The sequence below is a fragment of the Brevibacillus sp. AG162 genome (assembly GCF_006715575.1).
In the GTDB taxonomy this organism is placed as follows: domain Bacteria; phylum Bacillota; class Bacilli; order Brevibacillales; family Brevibacillaceae; genus Brevibacillus; species Brevibacillus brevis.
The window spans coordinates 63,114-81,450 of sequence record NZ_VFNO01000010.1 but is presented as its reverse complement, the minus strand read 5'-3'; the positions used below and the strand labels follow the sequence as shown (position 1 = coordinate 81,450).

20 protein-coding genes, 1 pseudogene and 1 riboswitch are annotated in these 18,337 nt (G+C 46.9%); of the genes and pseudogenes, 3 read left to right on the top strand and 18 right to left on the bottom strand.

What is annotated here, in order from left to right; all coding sequences use genetic code 11:
- Nucleotides 1-114 precede the first annotated feature (114 nt).
- Nucleotides 115-321 (bottom strand): DUF1657 domain-containing protein, encoded by a 207-nt coding sequence (locus FB479_RS24315; RefSeq protein ID WP_142066994.1) that lies wholly within the window; start codon nucleotides 319-321, stop codon nucleotides 115-117.
- Nucleotides 322-535: 214 nt separating this feature from the next.
- Here FB479_RS24315 and FB479_RS24310 point away from each other — a divergent pair, with 214 nt between their 5' ends.
- A complete protein-coding gene (locus FB479_RS24310) occupies nucleotides 536-2,020 on the top strand; it encodes a flavin monoamine oxidase family protein (protein WP_142066993.1) in 1,485 nt (494 codons plus the stop codon).
- Nucleotides 2,021-2,501: 481 nt separating this feature from the next.
- Here FB479_RS24310 and FB479_RS24305 read toward each other — a convergent pair whose 3' ends face one another.
- The gene (locus FB479_RS24305) at nucleotides 2,502-2,798 is read right to left on the bottom strand and encodes a spore coat protein (protein WP_255438598.1); all 297 of its coding nucleotides are present in this window, start codon (nucleotides 2,796-2,798) and stop codon (nucleotides 2,502-2,504) included.
- 319 nt (nucleotides 2,799-3,117) lie between these two features.
- On the opposite strand from FB479_RS24305, the gene FB479_RS24300 reads away from it, so the two are divergent.
- Complete coding sequence (locus FB479_RS24300; RefSeq protein WP_142066992.1) at nucleotides 3,118-3,711, top strand: DUF421 domain-containing protein; 594 nt, start codon at nucleotides 3,118-3,120, stop codon at nucleotides 3,709-3,711.
- Between the two features lie 57 nt (nucleotides 3,712-3,768).
- On the opposite strand, the gene FB479_RS24295 is transcribed toward FB479_RS24300, so the two are convergent.
- The 15 genes and pseudogenes from FB479_RS24295 to FB479_RS24225 all read right to left on the bottom strand — a co-directional run bounded on the left by FB479_RS24295 (nucleotide 3,769) and on the right by FB479_RS24225 (nucleotide 17,119).
- Nucleotides 3,769-4,980 (bottom strand): aspartate kinase, encoded by a 1,212-nt coding sequence (locus FB479_RS24295; protein WP_142066991.1) that lies wholly within the window; start codon nucleotides 4,978-4,980, stop codon nucleotides 3,769-3,771.
- 43 nt (nucleotides 4,981-5,023) lie between these two features.
- Nucleotides 5,024-5,920 (bottom strand): ectoine hydroxylase, encoded by an 897-nt coding sequence (gene thpD, locus FB479_RS24290; RefSeq protein ID WP_142066990.1) that lies wholly within the window; start codon nucleotides 5,918-5,920, stop codon nucleotides 5,024-5,026.
- Between the two features lie 30 nt (nucleotides 5,921-5,950).
- Nucleotides 5,951-6,334: an ectoine synthase gene (locus FB479_RS24285; protein WP_142066989.1), complete on the bottom strand. Its 384-nt coding sequence runs from the start codon at nucleotides 6,332-6,334 to the stop codon at nucleotides 5,951-5,953.
- Nucleotides 6,331-7,638 carry a diaminobutyrate--2-oxoglutarate transaminase gene (gene ectB / locus FB479_RS24280; protein WP_106655351.1) on the bottom strand — a complete coding sequence of 436 codons (1,308 nt, stop codon included), beginning with the start codon at nucleotides 7,636-7,638 and terminating at the stop codon, nucleotides 6,331-6,333. Before ectB ends, FB479_RS24285 begins: the two co-directional genes overlap by 4 nt.
- An 11-nt stretch (nucleotides 7,639-7,649) precedes the next feature.
- Nucleotides 7,650-8,159, bottom strand: a complete 510-nt coding sequence (gene ectA / locus FB479_RS24275; RefSeq protein WP_255438597.1) for a diaminobutyrate acetyltransferase — start codon at nucleotides 8,157-8,159, stop codon at nucleotides 7,650-7,652.
- 18 nt (nucleotides 8,160-8,177) lie between these two features.
- Complete coding sequence (gene ehuA / locus FB479_RS24270; RefSeq protein ID WP_106655350.1) at nucleotides 8,178-8,966, bottom strand: ectoine/hydroxyectoine ABC transporter ATP-binding protein EhuA; 789 nt, start codon at nucleotides 8,964-8,966, stop codon at nucleotides 8,178-8,180.
- Between the two features lie 5 nt (nucleotides 8,967-8,971).
- Nucleotides 8,972-9,634, bottom strand: a complete 663-nt coding sequence (gene ehuD, locus FB479_RS24265) for an ectoine/hydroxyectoine ABC transporter permease subunit EhuD (RefSeq protein ID WP_142066988.1) — start codon at nucleotides 9,632-9,634, stop codon at nucleotides 8,972-8,974.
- Nucleotides 9,635-9,639: 5 nt separating this feature from the next.
- The gene (gene ehuC / locus FB479_RS24260; protein ID WP_142066987.1) at nucleotides 9,640-10,281 is read right to left on the bottom strand and encodes an ectoine/hydroxyectoine ABC transporter permease subunit EhuC; all 642 of its coding nucleotides are present in this window, start codon (nucleotides 10,279-10,281) and stop codon (nucleotides 9,640-9,642) included.
- A gap of 14 nt (nucleotides 10,282-10,295) precedes the next feature.
- Entirely contained in the window at nucleotides 10,296-11,210 is a 915-nt protein-coding gene (gene ehuB, locus FB479_RS24255) for an ectoine/hydroxyectoine ABC transporter substrate-binding protein EhuB (RefSeq protein WP_255438596.1), read from the bottom strand.
- A gap of 211 nt (nucleotides 11,211-11,421) precedes the next feature.
- Nucleotides 11,422-11,557, bottom strand: a riboswitch (cyclic di-AMP (ydaO/yuaA leader).
- Between the two features lie 554 nt (nucleotides 11,558-12,111).
- Nucleotides 12,112-12,341, bottom strand: a pseudogene (locus FB479_RS31050) (biotin-independent malonate decarboxylase subunit gamma); the annotation flags it as partial.
- Between the two features lie 147 nt (nucleotides 12,342-12,488).
- On the bottom strand, nucleotides 12,489-13,469 hold the full coding sequence (locus FB479_RS24245) for an NADPH:quinone reductase (RefSeq protein WP_142066986.1): 981 nt from the start codon (nucleotides 13,467-13,469) through the stop codon (nucleotides 12,489-12,491).
- A 122-nt stretch (nucleotides 13,470-13,591) separates the two neighbouring features.
- On the bottom strand, nucleotides 13,592-14,245 hold the full coding sequence (locus tag FB479_RS24240; protein WP_142066985.1) for a YczE/YyaS/YitT family protein: 654 nt from the start codon (nucleotides 14,243-14,245) through the stop codon (nucleotides 13,592-13,594).
- A 292-nt stretch (nucleotides 14,246-14,537) separates the two neighbouring features.
- Entirely contained in the window at nucleotides 14,538-15,821 is a 1,284-nt protein-coding gene (locus FB479_RS24235; protein ID WP_255438595.1) for a D-alanyl-D-alanine carboxypeptidase family protein, read from the bottom strand.
- Between the two features lie 230 nt (nucleotides 15,822-16,051).
- Nucleotides 16,052-16,258: a hypothetical protein gene (locus FB479_RS24230; RefSeq protein WP_106655343.1), complete on the bottom strand. Its 207-nt coding sequence runs from the start codon at nucleotides 16,256-16,258 to the stop codon at nucleotides 16,052-16,054.
- A gap of 402 nt (nucleotides 16,259-16,660) precedes the next feature.
- Nucleotides 16,661-17,119 carry a hypothetical protein gene (locus tag FB479_RS24225; RefSeq protein WP_142066984.1) on the bottom strand — a complete coding sequence of 153 codons (459 nt, stop codon included), beginning with the start codon at nucleotides 17,117-17,119 and terminating at the stop codon, nucleotides 16,661-16,663.
- 83 nt (nucleotides 17,120-17,202) lie between these two features.
- Here FB479_RS24225 and FB479_RS24220 point away from each other — a divergent pair, with 83 nt between their 5' ends.
- The gene (locus FB479_RS24220; protein ID WP_255438594.1) at nucleotides 17,203-17,457 is read left to right on the top strand and encodes a DUF1292 domain-containing protein; all 255 of its coding nucleotides are present in this window, start codon (nucleotides 17,203-17,205) and stop codon (nucleotides 17,455-17,457) included.
- Nucleotides 17,458-17,543: 86 nt separating this feature from the next.
- On the opposite strand, the gene FB479_RS24215 is transcribed toward FB479_RS24220, so the two are convergent.
- Nucleotides 17,544-18,332, bottom strand: coding sequence for a 2-keto-4-pentenoate hydratase (locus tag FB479_RS24215; protein ID WP_142066983.1), 789 nt, complete (start codon nucleotides 18,330-18,332; stop codon nucleotides 17,544-17,546).
- Between the last annotated feature and the right edge of the window lie 5 nt (nucleotides 18,333-18,337).

The following is an 18,337-nucleotide window of genomic DNA, read 5'->3' as shown; positions in this document are numbered from 1 at the left end:
TATAAGCTCCTTAGCCAGTAGTGTATGTTCAACCAGTCAGGTATATTCCACCTCTGTTAACCATGGGCAAGATCTAAGAGAGAGGGATTCCCTCTCCCTGTTCAAGCGAGATCTCTAGAATCCTTTGTACTGCGGTTCCTCGTTTTCTAGTTCTGTTACCCGTTGTTGCAAGTTGGTAACGATGGCTTGGGTCTGTTCAGCTGCTTGTGCATACAATTGCTTCGCTTGCTGATTTTGAGTACTGAGTGCAAATGCTTCCAAATCTGCTTGTGTACCTTTCAAGGTGGCAAGAGCTTGCTTTACTTGAGCTGCTACTGTCATATCCCTTCACCTCCTGGTACATATAGTTCGGCCCTAAGCCGAAATTTATTCCACCTTAATTGATATGAAGTTTCGATAAAAAAGAATTAGTCGCAACAAGAGAAATACAAAATAATTCATTTTACACAAATACCAACCACTCAATTTGGAATAATCACACCTAGGCAAATCCCAGAATAATTTGTATTCAATATTAAACTCTAAGGTGATACTAATGGCAAATACCTCTACACTATCTGAAGCTCAAATGCTTACTCTAATTAAACATGGGCTACCCAAAACTTCTACTCCAAAACACATCGTTATCGTCGGCGCGGGTATGGCAGGACTGGTTTCAGCCACACTGCTTAAAGACGCGGGACATCACGTAACAATCCTAGAAGCCTCCGACCGGATTGGAGGGAGAGTCTTCACACTTCGTTCCCCTTTTTATGATGATCAGTACATAGAGGCTGGTGCTATGCGGATTCCCAGCAGCCATCAATTGACGATGGAATACGTTTCGAAATTTCAGCTACCTCTCAATGAATTTTTAAACCTGACACCGAATGATTTGTTGTATGTGAATGGAGTAAGGTCACGTCGATGGGTATATGAACAAGATCCCGACATCCTTCGCTTTCCGTTAGCACCGCATGAAAGAGGTAAGACTGCTGACGAATTAGCCCAACTTGCAGTCAAGCCGGTCATAGATTTTATAAATCAAGACCCTGAAAGGCATTGGCCCATCATAATCAAAAAGTTTGATAAATATTCGATGGAACTTTTTTTGCGTAACAACCCTGTGGGCCCATCATTGTCCGCTGCTGCCGTCAATATGATCAATGTCATGTCTGGTTTTGAAGGTTTTCCCGAACTTTCTTTCCTTGAAATTTTGCGCGACTTCATCCTCTTCACACCCACTACCCGGTTTTATGAAATATCAGGCGGGTTTGACAAATTGCCTCATGCATTCCTACCACAATTACAAGAGAATATACACTGCAATTGTAAGATGACTAAAATCATCCAGTACGACAACCATGTTACAATCGCTGGCGAACAGACTCAAAACTTTGAGTCATTTCAAGTAACGGCAGACCTTGCAATCATTACCGTTCCTTTTACTGTGCTTCAATTTGTCGAAGTAGAACCCTTCCATTCGTTTTCTTATCATAAACGGCTCGCCATTCGCCAGCTTCATTATGTCGCTTCAACGAAAATAGGCATCCAATTTTCACGCAGATTCTGGGAAGAAAATGGGGTGTATGGTGGCCAAAGTGTTACTGACTTGCCTATTCGCCTTTCTTACTACCCCAGTCATAATTTTAAAAGTGAAAGTGGAGTTGTTTTAGCTAGTTATACATGGGAAGATGATGCGCTACCTTGGATTAGCATGTCAAAGGAAGAGCAAGTGATGAAGGCTCTCAAGATCATGGCTGACATACACGGTGACGTAGTCTACAAGACATTTGTCACTGGAGTCGCACATAATTGGTCGTTAGATCCATTTTCCGCAGGAGCCTTTACCTTGTTTAAACCATTTCAAGAAACTTATTTATCTCCATACATTGCAACACCTGAGGGAAGAGTTCACTTCGCTGGTGAACATGCTTCTGATTTTCACGGATGGATTCAGGGAGCAATACAATCTGCCATCCGTGTGGCGTATGAGATCAACGAAATACCGACTCACTGTTCCTTTGTTCGAGAACAGTAACCAAATTCAAATGAAAAACCATCGCGCACTAGCATTTCCAATGGCTTTTTGAATGGCTGATATGTAATTGTGAAGGGTATTACGCAGGTGATTTTCGAGTTCCTCCACTTCTTATGAGCCATAGATAGTGTAAAATGTTTAGTCACGGCTAAAAGAACTCCTGTTAGAATAGCGCGAAAGTTACATTCGCACCAAAGAACAAATTGTTATGTACTGGACATTGGGAAATAACCAAGAAAAAAGAATAACGACTATTGGAAACAAGAAAATTATAAGCAATAAACTGGCAATCCAAAACCTTCGATGCTTGAGATATGGAAAACTGCCCTCTTCTGTCAAACGAAGAGGGCAGTTTTGATGCCACACTTTATTGTACAGGTACGGTGACCTGTTCTTGGAACACCTGATACATTCCACCAAGAATGTTAGTCGTTGTTTGCGACGCAGGTTCCAATGGGTAGAACCCCTTTTTTACCATCCATTACCAGACGTCATAGGCATGATGTGAACTCATACGAAAAGCATCCTCTAAAAAGCTTCTAATCTCCGGATGACTCATCTCCATTGTTGCCCACGCATATTCTCTGCCTGCCCTCTTCAGTGTCAGTAAATATGCGGTAGCGATTTCCCGGTCATTAAATTGTTGAACTGTCGTTCTGGGAGTAACTGGAGAAGGGGGCACCGGGGATTGTATGAACGACTGCAGGACTGGCTGGATCTCAGGCACAGGTAGCTTTGACGTTGGACCCGCGGCTTTACCCAAATACTCGGCCTTCATGTTATAGTCCTGAATATGTAATGGGAAATGGCTTTGCAGGATTAGTTTAATTCTGTATCTTGGGCCTGATTAAGAAAGCAGGCCATGTTCGTAATGGAATTTACACAACTTAACGCCAGTCGTGTAGATCTTGCATCTCATGTGCTGCCAATTGCATAACAGACGTATCCCCCTATCAATTTAATTTCAGACAACAGTAGAAAGTACAAAAAACTAGATATGCAAACATCATGATTGTAGATGAAGACATATTTGCATTCATAATACCTCCATCATTTGGGAAACCTATACTGACATGATTGGAAGATGGGGGTAAAAAATGAGCTGGATACTAATTATGCAAACCGTCGGCGTTATCGTATTTGGTACTCTTTTGCTTCGTATTGCAGGCAGAAAATCTATCTCTCAAATGACTATGGCCCAAGTGGTTGTCATGATTGGCATAGGAACGTTACTCATTCAGCCGATTAGTGGTCACGGATATTGGCCTACTTTTGTCTTGGCACTTGTTCTTGTTATTGGAATGATCGCGATTGAATACTTGGGTGTGAAATCTAATTTATTCGAATCCATTATTACAGGCAAGGCAGTCCTCGTTATTGAAAATGGACAATTGCTTATTGAAAACATGCGGAAACTCAGGCTCTCCACTGACAAATTAGAAATGAGACTTCGACAAGCTGGAATATCAAGTATATCCGATGTTGAATGGGCTACGATTGAAGTAAGCGGAAATTTAGGCTATCAACTTAAATCAGATAAACAACCGGCAACCAAAGAAGATATCCAGAAGTTAATTCATTTTATTGAGAATAGAATCCCAATGGTACGAAGAGACTTAACTGTCGAAGATAATATTTTTTCAGAAATCAAGTATGGACATCAAACTACTCATTCAGACAACCTACAGTAAAGATAAAAAATATCCAAACCGATTGGACGATCCTCCGCTCGGTTTGGATATACTCAGCTATGAACCAACGATTGCCTTCATCTTTGCGTCCAGCCCAAGTCCCGTATGCAAAGCCTGAATTGCCCGCTTGCTGAATTTTTGAGGTACGAGACAAGAAGCCCCTTTCGTTCCTTGTCTCCCCCAGCGAATCGGAAAAGTGAAGTCTCTAGCCTTTTGCATCAGCTCTTGTATGCTCGAGTGATTCACACCAATAATATTGATTTTGGTCCATTCCAACTCTTCCCTCCAAAAATCCACACCACCGTCAACTTTCACCTGAAGTAGAGCAAGCAGGGGGTTTACCTGGTATGTGGGCAAACAAATGTCGAGGCTGTTTTTTCCCCTCGCCCATACTTCCGCATAAATGTCCGCTTCATGAAGTATTTCAGTGAGCTCGGTATCCACATGGTCAGTCGAATACGATTTTCTCTTTATGCATAGAACGGACATCTTTTCCTGATGAGCAATTCCGCATACCTGCTGTGCGCTCCAGCTCCTCTCATTTTGTCCTACATAGGTTCCTTCCCTCTCTGTAAAGCTGGAGCGCACGACCAAGGGTACTTGCTTTTTCATCGCCTCTTCCACAGAACGAGGGTGAAGGACACCAGCGCCTGAGCGAGCAAGCTCCAGCATATCCGAGTAAGTGATGCGGTGAATTTTTTGAGCAGTGGGAACGGTTCGCGGGTCAGCCGTGTATACACCTTCCACGTCGGTGAAAATCTCACAAATCTCGGCACCTAAGCTTCCAGCTAGCGCAACTGCACTTGTGTCTGACCCGCCTCTCCCCAGTGTCGTGATTTCCCCGTCTGCCGACACACCTTGGAAACCCGCTACCACTACTACTTTTCCTTCTGCCAATCTTCTTTCAATGGGGGTGGGATCAATGTGCACGATTTGGGCATCGGTGTGTTTGGCTTCAGTCAGAATCCCAGCCTGCCACCCGGCAAGTGAAATGGCATTGCAGCCCTGTTGACGCAGAGCAATCGATAGAAGAGCCGCAGCTGCCTGCTCTCCCGTACTGACCAGCATGTCTAGCTCACGTCCTTCTGGGCAAGGATCGATGTCCGTCGCCATTTTCAGCAGCCGATCCGTGGTTTTCCCCATCGCTGACAAAACTACCACTACCTTGTTTCCGCTTTGTCTTGATTGGGCAATCCGTTGCGCAACCGCGCGAATTCGTTCCACGCAAGCAACCGATGTGCCACCATACTTTTGTACAACGAGAGCCATTTTTCTCCTCCCATTTGCTTGCTAGACTTGTGAGCCGTACTCCTTAGTCCCTTGTGGCGATGTAATCCGGTCTTGGTTTTTGGCCGGAAAAAGGAGCTACCAACCGATTTTCTACGCTGTTGTAGACCATGAATACATTGCTTCGCGGCATAGGTGTTATATTTCCATTGGAGCCGTGCATAGTATTGCAGTCAAAAAAGACTACTGAACCGGCAGGACCGATCATCGTATCAATTCCGTGCTGCTCCACCATTTTCTTCAAGCTTCCCTGATCTGGTACACCGTACTCCTGTTTGCGCAAGGAATGCTCGTAATGAGACTCTGGCGTCTGGCCCACGCATGAGACAAACGTTTGATGCGAGCCTGGCAGCAATAGCAGCGGCCCATTGTAATGATAGTTTTCTTCCAGTGAAATCGAGCAGCTGAGTGCTCTCATGCGCGGCATCCCGTCCTCGACATGCCAGGTCTCAAAGTCGGAGTGCCAGTAAAATTCTTTCCCTGTAAAGCCATGCTTGTAATTGATCCGGGATTGATGGATGTAAACCTCACTCCCCAAAATCTGTTGAGCGATAGAGACTAAGCGCGGATGACGAGACAAGTGTTGAAACACGAGGTTATCACGGTGAACGGCAAAAATGGAACGGACTTCGTTGCTATGCGGCTCGCAAATAACCTCTTTGCGTGTGGACCCGCGGTTTTCTTGCCAGAGTTTGGTCAATTCATCGCGCAATTCCTGCACTTCCTCCGGCGAGAAAAATCCTCGCAGACTGATGTAGCCTTTGTTCTCATACGATTGCAGCGACTCCTGCGTAAGCGGCCCTTCCTTTGTCTTTTCATTCCAGTAGACGACAGGATCTACTCGTTGCAGGAGTGCGGGATGCTCATGGATGCGGGAAGGGTATTGATCTTCTATCAGTAGTTCAGGTCTTGATTGCTTCATACGACAGCTCCTTTCTCCTTTTAAAAATCATTACACTTCCAGCAAAGGATAAGCGCCTTCTTCATCATGGACTTCACGGCCTGTCAGCGGAGGATTGAAGACGCACACCATCCTCATCTGGCTTCTAGCGCGCAAATAGTGTTTTTCATTTTCCGACAAGGCGTACATCATTCCTGGCTTGATCTGGTAGGTCTCGCCGCCTACCACCTCGATTTCTCCCTCGCCTTCTATGCAATAGACGGCTTCCAGATGGTTTTTGTACCAGATGAAGGTCTCCGTTCCCGCCTTGATAATCGTGTCATGCATGGAAAATCCCATGCTATCCTTCTTCAAAAGCATCCGTCTGCTGCTCCATGTTGGCGTATCAATGTCATCCTTGGTCCCCATAATTTCTTCCAAATGCTTGACGATCATTTTCCTTCACTCCTTTTTCGAAAATCGCCAGATAGGCACTCCTTCACGGCCTCATCCAGCATGTTCAAGCCTTTGCGCAGCGCCTCTTCGGTGATGGTCAAAGGCGGCATGACTTTCATGACTTCGCTTTTCGGCCCGGATGTCTCCATAATCAGTCCTCGTTGAAATGCCCGCGTGCATATTTCTTCTGCCAACCCGTCGACACCCACGGCGATTCCTTGCATCAAGCCCTTCCCTCTCACTTCTCCCGACAGGTCAGGATACGTTTGCACCAGATGTGACAAATGCGTTTGCACGATGCTCCCCTTTTGCTTGACTGACTCGCTGAGGCTGTCGTCTCGCCAGTACTCCAGCGCTTCGGCTGCCGCGATGAAGCTGAGATTATTGCCCCGAAAGGTTCCGTTATGCTCGCCCGGCAGCCACACATCAAGCTCCGGCTTCAGGAGTGTAAGCGAAAAGGGCAAGCCGAATCCCCCAATCGATTTGGACAGGCACACGATGTCAGGTGTAATGTCTGCCTCTTCAAAGCTGAAGAAAGGACCCGTTCGTCCGCATCCCGCTTGCACGTCATCCACGATTAACAGGATGTCGTGTTTGCGGCAGATACGCTCGATCTGTCTCAGCCACGAGGCACTCGCTACATGGATGCCGCCCTCCCCCTGAACGGTTTCGAGGATCATAGCTGCGGGGAGAGGTACGCCGCTGCCATCGTCTTCGAGCAGCCGTTCAATATAAACCGTAGTGTCGATTCCCTCGCCCATGTACTTATCAAAAGGCAGAGCCATCACATGGGAGAGCGGGACACCTGCTCCCTTTCTTTTCATCCGGTTGCCTGTGGCAGCCAAAGAACCAAGGGTCATTCCGTGAAAGCCGTTCGTAAAGCTCATGATCATCTCTCTCCCGGTGGCTTTGCGGGCGAGCTTCAATGCTGCTTCCACCGAGTTGGTCCCGGTTGGCCCTGGAAACATCACTTTGTAGGAAAGCCCTCTTGGCGTGAGTATACTCTCGTGAAATTGGGTGAGCAGCGCTTCCTTTGCTTCTGTCGCCATATCCAGGCTGTGCGTGATTCCGTCCTGTTGCAGGTACTCCATCAGCTTTTTCTTGATCGCAGGGTTGTTGTGTCCGTAATTGAGCGCACCCGCACCTGCAAAAAAGTCGATGTACTCCTTGCCCTGACGATCCCAGACCGTATGCCCGCTCGCCTTGGTGAAGACGACAGGAAAGCTGCGGCAATAACTTCTCACTTCCGATTCCATCTGGTCAAACACAGATAAATGTGATCTCGTCTCGACAATCGTTTTCATGCAAAACCTCCTTATGAAATGGTGGGAACGGGACCGATTCGGTACGTCCATTCCGGCTCGTGTGTACGTCCCGGAAACAATCTTGCGGGAAAGCACTCCGTTACTTCACATTCGGTAGCAAGCTCCTTGGCGATTTTCGTGAAAAGCGCACGGGAAGCGCCGTTTGAAGGGGAGACTGTCGCCTCCAAAAAACGCACGTCACTCTTGGCTGTTCGCTGAAGCATTGTCCGGAGCATCGCTTTGGCAATTCCTTGACCGCGCTTGCTCTCGGATACCCCAATCTGCCAAACAAACAAAGTATCCGGAGACTCTGGCGGATGGAAGCCCATTACAAAACCGACAGCTTTGCCTTCTTCCTCTGCAATAAGGCATGTGTCCGAAAAATACTTGGCAAACAACAAGTAGGCATAGGAAGAATTCAGGTCAAGCGTCTTTGAATCTCTTGCCAGCTCCCACATGCTTGCTCCATCCTCCTCAGTCGGCAGGCGCAGGACGATGCGGTCTCGACTTGTCGCTTTCAAAGATTTCACCTCCTTTCATCAGCCGGCACGAAAGCGGCTCAGAAACGCCTGCAAACGCGGGCTTTGCGGATTGTAAAAAATTTGCTCGGGAGAACCTTGCTCGACAATCGTGCCACCGTCTGTAAAAATGACGCGATCCGCAACATCGCGAGCAAAATCCATCTCATGGGTGATCAACAGCATCGCCATCTCACCTTCCCTGGCGATTTCCTTGATCACGGCAAGCACCTCGCCCACTAGCTCCGGATCGAGCGCGGACGTTACTTCGTCGAACAGCATGACCTTTGGACGCATCACCAGCGCACGGGCGATTGCCACTCGCTGCTTCTGCCCTCCAGAAAGCTGGGAAGGATAAGCAGCCAGCTTGTCATCGAGCCCAACTTTTTTCAACATCGTCACGGCCCGTTCTTTTGCCTCCTCCTTGCTCATACCCAAGACATGGATCGGAGCCTCTGTTACATTTCGCAGGATGGTCATATGCGGGAACAGATTAAAATGCTGGAAAACCATCCCGATATTCCCACGGATGCTGTGCAAATGCTTCTCATCCGCCTTGACCAGTCTGCCGCTTACTTGCTTCTGCCATAAATTTTGACCAGCCACCTCAACTGTTCCCTCCGTCGGCTCCTCCAGCGTCATCAATATACGGGCGAGCGTCGTTTTACCGGAACCGCTCGGGCCAATGACCGCAATTTTTTCCCCAGGATGAATATCTAGGTCAATCCCTTTTAAAATTTGCAGGTCACCATAGGCTTTGCTCACATTTCGGTAACGAACGACGGGTTCCGTCTGTATGCCTGTTTTCATGTCGATCACCTCTGCATGTACTGTTTATTCCAAGACTGCTCCCATTTTTTGATCAAAAGGGAGGAACCGTAGCTAAGCACCAGAAACAGAAGTCCCACCACCGTGAACGCCTCCAGATAACGGAACGATTCGGCACCGATGATCTTGGCTGTCGCCAGCATTTCCACTAAGGTAATCGCTGACAGGATGGGCGTCTCCTTGAACATGACGATCAAATAGTTGCCCAGCACGGGGACCACTGGACGGATCGCTTGCGGTAAAATAATGCGCAGCCATGTCTGCCCGATGGAAAAGTTCAGTGCCCGTGCTGCTTCCCATTGCCCGCGGGGGACAGCATCAATGCCGGATCGGTATACTTCTGACAAATAGCAGCTGTAATGAATACCCAAACCAAGAACACCAGAGGTTAGGGGACCAAGCGAGATACCAATCGCCGGAAGCCCGTAAAAGAGAAAGTACAGCTGCACGAGAAGCGGCGTGCTGCGGACAAATTCGATAAATGCCGCGGAAGACCAGGAGAGCACTCGCCTTTTCGACCTGCGCCCGAAGGCAAGTACCAAGCCCCCGACCATGGCTAGGACAAAACCGGCCAGCGTCGCCACAATCGTCGTTTGGATCGCTTGCAAAATTTCAGGAAGGATACTCCACGTAAAAGACCAGCTCCACATTTTTCTTACGCCCTCCCTGCATGAAAGCGCCTTTCAAGCCACCGCATCGCAAGTGTCAGTGGATACGCCATGAGAAAGTACATAACCAAAATCACAAAGAATATTTCAAATGTTCTGGACGAGTCAGTTGTACGCAATATCATGCCCTGGAACGTCAAATCCGCAAGAGTAATCAATGAAATCAGGGATGTACCCTTCAAAAGTTCAATCAACAGATTTCCGAATGCAGGAAGCATCATGACGAGGGCTTGCGGCAAGATGACCAGCTTCATTCGTTGCCATGCTGTCATATTCAAGGCAATCGCCGCTTCGGTCTGTCCTTTTGGAATCGCCTGAATGGAGCTGCGCACAACCTCTGATCCATAAGCGCCGTAGTTGAGTCCCAGCGCAATGACTCCCGCAGCCAGAGGCGGTAGTTCGATCTCCAACAGCGGCAAAGCGTAAAATAACCAGAACAATTGCACTAAAAGAGAGGTCCCGCGAAATAACTCTACGTAAACCGTACTCACAATACGAATGCCGCTCCATCGGCTGAGACGTCCAAACCCTGCCAGAAATGCAACAAACAGAGCGACAAGCACCGACAAGACTGTCACCTGGAGAGTGGTTCCAGCTCCTTTTGCCAATAACGGCAGAAGATCACTCATAGCTTCTCCCTCCACTACTGCTGCAAAAGCTCATTCGCTGTCATATCACCCGGCAGCTCCTGCTCAGTAAAACCGAAAGGCTTCAAAATTTCCAACAGTTCCCCTGATTCTTTCAGCTTTTGCAACTCCTCATTGTAGGCTTTCACGAACGCTTCATCCTCTTTGCGGAAGGCCGCTGCCCCATAACCGCGTACGCTCTTCCCTTCAATTTCCGGTTGGACAAAATCCATCACACGCTCCAGCTGGTCGTCTTTGGCGCTCTCAAGCATGGCTTGCAGGGATGGACCTGTCATCGTTATGGCATCCGCTCTTCCTGCCTGCAAAGCGGCTATGGCAGAAGGTTGATCAGGAACAAGCACCATCTGTTCCTTTTTCACTCCCGATTTTTCGAGATACTCCGTTTCGATGCCGCCGCTCATCACCGCTACTTTTGCCTGCGGCTTAGCCGCAATGTCTTTGTAGCTTTTAAGACCGAGCGGATTGCCCTTCTTCACTGCGAGAGCCTCCCCGATGCTGTATTCAGGGTTTGCAAACGCAACCTCTTGTGCCCGTTTTGGAGTGATGTACATACCGGCCGTGATGATGTCAAATCGCTTCGCCTTCAGTCCGGGAATCAGGGAGCCGAACTCGGTAAGCACGCCATTCATCTCATTGATTCCCATCCGTTTCAGGATCACTCGCGCCACCTCGACCGCTTCTCCCGTCAGCTTTCCATCTGGACTGGCATAGGCGTACGGCTTTTCATTGGCGAAGCCTACCGTGACAAACCCCTGGCTCTTGGCTTTTTTTAGCGTATCCTGGCCTGATTCAGTGGTATTCCCGCCTGCTACTTGCTGGGCTTCCTGTGTTCCCGCGCCGCATCCTCCTAACAGCAAGACACACGTCAGGATCGCCATAGCCCCCCATCTCGCTATGCTAGTCTTTGTCATTCCTCTTGCCCCTCTCTTTTATGAGAAATGGTAGAAAAAAAGTCGGCACATCGCTTCCGCTTCAGGAGGGCCATCCCTGACGGAAAAGCAAAATGCGCCGACTGATTTCTCTAAATACGCATGCCAAATATCACGGGAAGAGCCAACCATCTCCTCAATGGACATGGGCGCCCGATACTTGCATCAAAAAGATGACATGCAACTGATGTAAGATTACTCTGCTTTAGCCGACGAGGTTAGCTGACGGGTAGGATGGCAGTTTTGCACCCCTTCTGTTTGCACAGAATTAACCCCGGATAGATGGTTCCCCCGCTTCCGCCATGAGCGGAACTAGGCCCTTATTTGGTTGAGGTTGGTATCTTGTTCTCCTCTCACGAATCATTATGGTTAACTTGGGGGTTATGGTAACATAACTGTCTTTACTAGCTCACCCCGCATATTCCCTTATTTTCAGCCCTCACTCCCTCTCAGATGAAGTTACCCCTGATTACCAGTCGTATCCAAAGATATCCTTCCATATTCTGTCTCGTCCATTCACATTAAACATAATTAGATTAGTCATTTGTAAAAAAGAAAGGCGAACAAACGGCACCTTCCTTTTTCCTCTTTTATTTATCTACGGTGTCCCTGACGCTTACGCAGTAAGACTCCCGTTTCATTTTTTAATGAATTGGTTACTTATTTGAAATGTGCATACAAGCCAGTTATCCATTCGTATTTTTCACTGAAGGTTTCTTTAGCACTGGTTCACTCCTTATGAAAGTTATTGCGACCATGACTTCTTTCCACTCTGCGAATTATAGGGGGTAGTGAGATTAAGTAGCCGATTAATCAACATCCAAATCATTTGCAAACCATCTGCTTTTGTAAAAATCACCGGAACACAGGCACAATTGAACGAAATCTTTGTTGCCACTTCTTCTACTTCTTCTATACATCTACGGGTGACACGAGCGGCTCACTTGTACAACAACATCAGGATCATCAAGTGCTAGAATGCGGTTGGCCTGTAGTCCATGAGCAAGGAAAGCACCTGAGATGGAACGCAATGACAGGATGTCCAGCCAGTCGAGCAGCTGCATAGGCGTCTGTGGCAGCGGCACAAGCCAAATGAATACCCAGTAATTCCTTCTTTCCTCGTCCTATTTCTCCATGCTTCACGATTAGAAACTGTCCTTCGATTAACTTCCTCTACCTTTTTATCTATGCAGCTAGTAAGGAAACCGTAAATTGTATTAACAATCATAATTGTGTGGGTGCAGCTGTCTTGCCGTATCCTTAATCGATGGAGAGAATGATCTTTCCATGTGCTTTATGATTGATGATTTGTTCATGTGCTTTTTTGGCATCCTCAAGGGCCAATACTTCTCCGATCTCCGGATGTAAAATCCCGGTTTGGAGGAACGCCTCAACAGCATGTAGACTCTCCTCGTACTCGTCGGGCAGCGCGTTCCAAAGAGCTAGCCCTAAAATATCTGCTTCTTTCATCATCACCAATCTCGGATTGATTTCAATACTGCCCCGATTTCCAACTACAACGACACGGCCATAAGGTGCGAGTATTTTTAGATCAGTCTCCAAATTCACATTTGCCAAAAACTCGATGATTACATCGGGTCCTCTTTCTTGTGTCAAAGACATGATTTTCTCCATTGAATCTTCCGTGATGTGATCGAGCACGTGTGTAGCTCCTGAAGCTTTCACCAAAGCTTTTCCCTCTTCTGTACTCGCCGTTCCGATCACGGTCGTCCCTAAGCCTTTTGCCATTTGAACAGCCAATAATCCAACACCGCCGCTTGCCCCGTGTATCAGAACAGTCTCGCCTGGCTTAATTTTCGCCCTGTGAAATAGTGCCCGGTAGGCAGTAAGTGCTGGAATGCCAAGAGACGCCCCTGTTTCATAGGAAATTGACTCCGGCAAGCGATGGACCGCTTTTGCATCACAAACTACCTTTTGTGCATACGTACCAGTATTCCGCTTTGCCAGTAGAGCGGCGACGAATACGCGATCTCCCACTTTGAGATGCGTTACTCCCTCACCTGTTGCATCAATCACACCGGCGCCATCAAATCCAGGGGTATATGGCAGCTCCGGAATATAAAAGGAGTACGTCCCAGTGCGAATATACGTTTCATTTGGGTTTACACCTGCTGCATATAGTTTGACACGTACTTCATAAGGAGCTGGGATCGGTTCGTTTAGTTCCGCGTACTGCAAGACTTCGGGTCCACCAAACTCTACTATTTGAATAGCTTTCATTTGTATTCCTCCCATTTGTATTCCTCCCATTCATACAAGGATGTAATGGTCGATCACTTCTCAGGTTCTATCGATGTATAAAACCACCACGCGATAAGCTAGCGTGGTGGTCATACAGAAATCTATTCTACTAGATTGTTCACGGCTTCTTTTCCATACGGTTTTGCCATCATTCGTTCCCACAACGGGATAAACTGTTTGATTAATGGTCCAATCGCCAAAGCCGTCACCAGTGTCCCAACCGATACAGGACCTCCGAGTAAAAAACCTAACACTGTCACTGTGCATTCAATTCCGATTCTGGCTTTGCCGATGTCCCAACCCATTCGTTCATGTAGGGCCAACATGAAGCTGTCGCGTGGTCCAGCCCCTAGACGTGGCGAGATGTACATTCCTGTACCGAAAGTATAGATGAGCAAACCCGCGGCGAAAAAAACGACTCGCTCCATGACTGTCTCTCCGATGGGAACCCATTTCAGCCACATGAATAAGTCGATAAACAGCCCGAAGAAGATCATGTTCAAAAACATGCCCACGGTAGGCTTTATTTTACCAATGACATAGGATGCGAAAATAATGCTCGCACCCATGATTTGTGACCACATGCCGATCGTTAATCCAAATGTCTTTTGCAATCCGATATGCAGGGTATCCCACGGGGCAACACCCACATTGGCTTCGATCATCGTGGCAATTCCAAATCCCATGACGGCCAATCCAAGCATAAACACACTATACCGAACGATAAGTGGATGAAGCAACAGCTTCCTGTGCATGATTTTCCCCCTTTTGGGGGTGTTCAACCCCCTCATTCATTGCCCTCTTTCGTTACAACAAGGGGGAGATTGAGCGAATGCTACGCATCCTTTTGTATCAACAACTGCCAAGACTTGACCAAGCATACGATCACCTACTTTCCTACCGTGTAAATGATATGGGTTCATGATCTACCATTAGGGGGAAATGGCTTCATGTAATCGTTTGCCCTGATTATCAATCAAGTCACATATTTTGTCTACAACTTAAACCATTGAATTCCAGCTTGATATTATGCTGAGTTTGTCGAACTCAAAAAAGACCGCTTATGACTTCCCATATAGAACGGAACAGTAGTCGAAACCAACCTGCCTTTTCCAATTGTTCCGCAGAAACCACGTTTACCGTTTTCTCTTGGATCATGTCCATTCCTTGTATTTGGTACGTGTAAGTAATGGTCCCCACCTTTGTTCCGGCAGGAAAAGGTGCAGTGACTTCTACTGGCACGAAATTCGTCTGATAGAAAAGCTGAGAAGCATCAGTGCCTTTCGGAACAAGAAAAGAAACGGCTTGCTCAGACAGCACAGGAACCTCTGTTTTTGTACCCATTTTGACTGGAACGCTCTCCATGCCTTTTGGCGTACTCTTAGCAGCTACCACTTGTTTGAGCTCAAAGTAATCAAAGCCATAGTCCAACACTTTTTTCGTCTCCGTGAATCGTTTAGAGATTGATTTAGTTCCCATCACAACACTGATCAACCGCATTCCATCACGCTCTGCGGTTCCCGCAAAGCAATAGCCAGCGCTGTCAGTAAAGCCCGTTTTCAATCCGTCTAGGCCATTATAAGCGTATTGCTTATATTTTGTATCCTTATTGGATTCCAACATCCAATTCGTATTGACGAGAGGCTCTCTGTCTGACGCTCGGAACTGATAGGATGGCATGGTCGTAACCTCTAACATCTCTGGGTGATCCTGAATAATCGATTTCACCATTGTCGCGACGTCCATTGCGGACATCACGTTTTCCCCCAGTTTCTGGGGGCGGAATGGGATTGGCATATCTGTACGGTCAAGTCCGGATACATTGATGAAATGAGATTGTTTCATTCCAAGTCGCTTGGCTTCCGCGTTCATCAATGTTACGAATTGCTGCTCGGATCCCGATGCATACTCCGCTAGGGCAACGGCAGCGTCATTTGCAGAATGGACGAGCATTGCCGCAAATAGCTCTTTTACCGTATGCCTCTCCCCGTTCGCAAGGTCAACGCGAGAACCTATCGTTTTCGAAGCATTTTCCTTGACAGTTACAACATCGCTCCAAAAAATTTCTCCTTTTTTGACTTTATCCGCGATGATGTATCCCGTCATCATTTTTGTCATACTTGCTGGAGCATACGCTTGGTCTGCGTTTATAGACAATAAGACCTGACCGGTTACTGGTTCAACAAGAACTGCTGATCTGAGTTCTAGATCAAGTGATTGGATAGATGGTATTTTCGCAGCTTCAGCAAAAGCAGAGACAGGAGCTACCAAAAGGCAAAGCAAAATCATGAAGCTAATAAAATAGTTTCTTCCTTCTTTGTTTTTTCTCAAAACAATCTTACCTCTCCCCTTCAGAATGCCTTTATAGTCTGTGTTATCTAACAGTCCGGCAACTAAGTGACCCGAAATATTAATAATACCCCTTTTCTTTCCTTACGGGAAAGTCAAAGGGGTAACTTCACGTCAAATTCAAATTTCTCTCGTATACAACCTTCGATCCTTTACCAGACTATGCATTGGTGTAAAGGGCACCGCTTGAAATAAGCACACTGAAAAACCTTCTATCTTACATCGTTCTCCTTGGCTATGGGATTGGTTCCACTATTAGATGCTTGCGTTAGGGTTTGAAAACTGTTAAGAATACTCGTCATCCTTTTTACATCTTCGTTCAGCTCATTGGGGGAGTTCACATGTTTTTTGATATCCAAGGCAAGTCCCTCCATTTGATCAGCTAGCCTGTGCACTAAGCCAACATCGAATTGAGTCATTTTCATCCCTCCTTTGAAAGTAATCGTGTTAAATCGAAGATCATTTATTCCGGATTCGTGAAAAAAGCGCTCAAATCGAGCACCTGATTATGTGGAAAAACACGGTAATTGTTCAAAACATCCCATCAGTTTTCAGGGTTTTTGCCGACCCCTGGGATTTCCTTTCTCATTTCAACGTTTTTATTTTCGGGTTCATTCTGTACTTTCTTTGCACTTTTGGCGAAGCCCTCTGCTTTCAGCCTGTCCACTAATCGCTCTTTGTCGAGCATCCTATCACCAACTTTACATAGCGTAGGGGAGAAATTCCCCTCGCCTTTTATAATGAACCGAGATGTTTACATCTATATGCTACTTTCCTTCTTTCATTTTTTTGGAACAAAAGATCAGCCATTCAAATTTTATCTAGGTGGACAGCAGCTTTTCTGTATGAACCAGTTTTCGTAACTCAGGGATAATTCGCTCCTTTTCTTGATTGCTATCCCATTCTTCTTCAATAGCGCTATAAAGCCGTTCGTATTCTTCCACCGTAATAACCTTTCTGATTAACAACTGATAAAAACAATCCAGTTTGTCCTGCGTCCGCTTCACAATCTCTTCGTAGGACAACCCGTTTCGCATCATACGCCGATTGTAGATAACATGGCCTACCTCATGCGCCAGTATGTCAGAGAACGTATCGAGGCTGATGTGCTCCTTGTCCGCCAATATGTATATAATGTTTTTTCCGTTTCGATATTCCACAAAGCCATTTGCTTGCCTAGACTGCTCTAAAAAATAAACTTCACAATCATAATGGGCTTCAACCCAGGACATCATCCGTGCGAACGTTTCATCATTTCTCGATTGTTGTGGACTGTTCATCATGTCATCTCCTATTCCATCAATAAAGCGATCTGTCCACGTACATAATAAGCGAGACTTACGAGAGCAGGAGGGCTTGTATCGTGGAAATTGATGATCGTATTACAGTTGAGGATGAGCAAGGTCATGAAAAAGAGTATGCAGTTGAAGCTTTATTCGATATGAACGAAAAATTCTACGCCCTTTTAACATCAGATAAGGATCGAATTCTTATGCGAGTCGTAGACGTGGAGGGGGAAGACCAATATCTGGTGGGGATTGATGATCCCGAGGAAGCAGCATCTATATTGGACGCCTATCAAATTGCATTGGAAGCAGATGAAGAATTTCCAGATTGATGATGGTGTTTTTTATCCGACGTAAAAAGAAGCCGAGAGAATACGAGATAACCCCACGCATTCTTCTCGGCTTTTCGCCTTACTGCCTATCCCGTTTTCACCACAAACTCAATGCTTCCGAGGCCACCCCATTTGGCGCTTACGACATCCCCTTCCCGTAGCTGGTGGGAACCGGTAATGCCCCCGGACAAAATCAAATCTCCCTTGTGCAGCTTGCGCCCTTCGCGAGCAAGCATGTTCGCCAGCATCGCGACCGAGCGGGCTGGATGACCGAGAACCGCCGCACCAGCCCCCAAGTCTTTGAGCTCGCCATTGATCGAAAGAGTAACGCCTACCAAATCGAGTTCAAGCTCATCAGGCTTTCTCCACGTCGATCCGATAAACACACGGGAAGACGAAGTATTGTCGGCAATGACATCCGGCAAGGTAAACTGGAACTGCACATACCTGCTGTCGATAATCTCCAGTGTGGGAACCACGTAGTCAGTGGCTGCCAGGACATGAGCCTCAGTGATGCCGGGTCCTTCCAAATCCTCACGCAAAACAAAGGCGATTTCCGCTTCCACCTTGGGATGAATCAATTCACTAATCGGCAGAATGCCGTCCTCGATATTCATATAGTCAAAAATGTAGCCCCGAATCGGTTCGTGCACATTCATCTGCTTCATTTTTGCCTGACTGGTCAACCCCATTTTAGAGGCAAAGATTCGATGTCCCTGCTCAAGCTTGAGGGAGACCAGCTCATTTTGAATACGATATCCATCTTCCACTGTCAGCTCGGGGTATTCAGTCGTCAGTTTCATGACCTCCTCCCTATTTAACTCCGCATCCACCAGCTTTTGAGCCAACCGTTTGTACCATAGTTCCGATTGCACGCTGA

Coding starts and splice junctions, on each gene's coding strand:
- FB479_RS24225 (WP_142066984.1), bottom strand. CDS start 17,119: ATGAACAGTCCACAACAATCGAGAAATGATGAAACGTTCGCACGGATG.
- FB479_RS24300 (WP_142066992.1), top strand. CDS start 3,118: ATGAGCTGGATACTAATTATGCAAACCGTCGGCGTTATCGTATTTGGT.
- FB479_RS24240 (WP_142066985.1), bottom strand. CDS start 14,245: ATGCACAGGAAGCTGTTGCTTCATCCACTTATCGTTCGGTATAGTGTG.
- ehuC (WP_142066987.1), bottom strand. CDS start 10,281: ATGAGTGATCTTCTGCCGTTATTGGCAAAAGGAGCTGGAACCACTCTC.
- FB479_RS24285 (WP_142066989.1), bottom strand. CDS start 6,334: ATGATCGTCAAGCATTTGGAAGAAATTATGGGGACCAAGGATGACATT.
- FB479_RS24315 (WP_142066994.1), bottom strand. CDS start 321: ATGACAGTAGCAGCTCAAGTAAAGCAAGCTCTTGCCACCTTGAAAGGT.
- FB479_RS24295 (WP_142066991.1), bottom strand. CDS start 4,980: ATGGCTCTCGTTGTACAAAAGTATGGTGGCACATCGGTTGCTTGCGTG.
- ehuB (WP_255438596.1), bottom strand. CDS start 11,210: ATGACAAAGACTAGCATAGCGAGATGGGGGGCTATGGCGATCCTGACG.
- ehuA (WP_106655350.1), bottom strand. CDS start 8,966: ATGAAAACAGGCATACAGACGGAACCCGTCGTTCGTTACCGAAATGTG.
- FB479_RS24245 (WP_142066986.1), bottom strand. CDS start 13,469: ATGAAAGCTATTCAAATAGTAGAGTTTGGTGGACCCGAAGTCTTGCAG.
- ectB (WP_106655351.1), bottom strand. CDS start 7,638: ATGAAAACGATTGTCGAGACGAGATCACATTTATCTGTGTTTGACCAG.
- FB479_RS24310 (WP_142066993.1), top strand. CDS start 536: ATGGCAAATACCTCTACACTATCTGAAGCTCAAATGCTTACTCTAATT.
- FB479_RS24230 (WP_106655343.1), bottom strand. CDS start 16,258: ATGACTCAATTCGATGTTGGCTTAGTGCACAGGCTAGCTGATCAAATG.
- ehuD (WP_142066988.1), bottom strand. CDS start 9,634: ATGTGGAGCTGGTCTTTTACGTGGAGTATCCTTCCTGAAATTTTGCAA.
- FB479_RS24305 (WP_255438598.1), bottom strand. CDS start 2,798: ATGAAGGCCGAGTATTTGGGTAAAGCCGCGGGTCCAACGTCAAAGCTA.
- thpD (WP_142066990.1), bottom strand. CDS start 5,920: ATGAAGCAATCAAGACCTGAACTACTGATAGAAGATCAATACCCTTCC.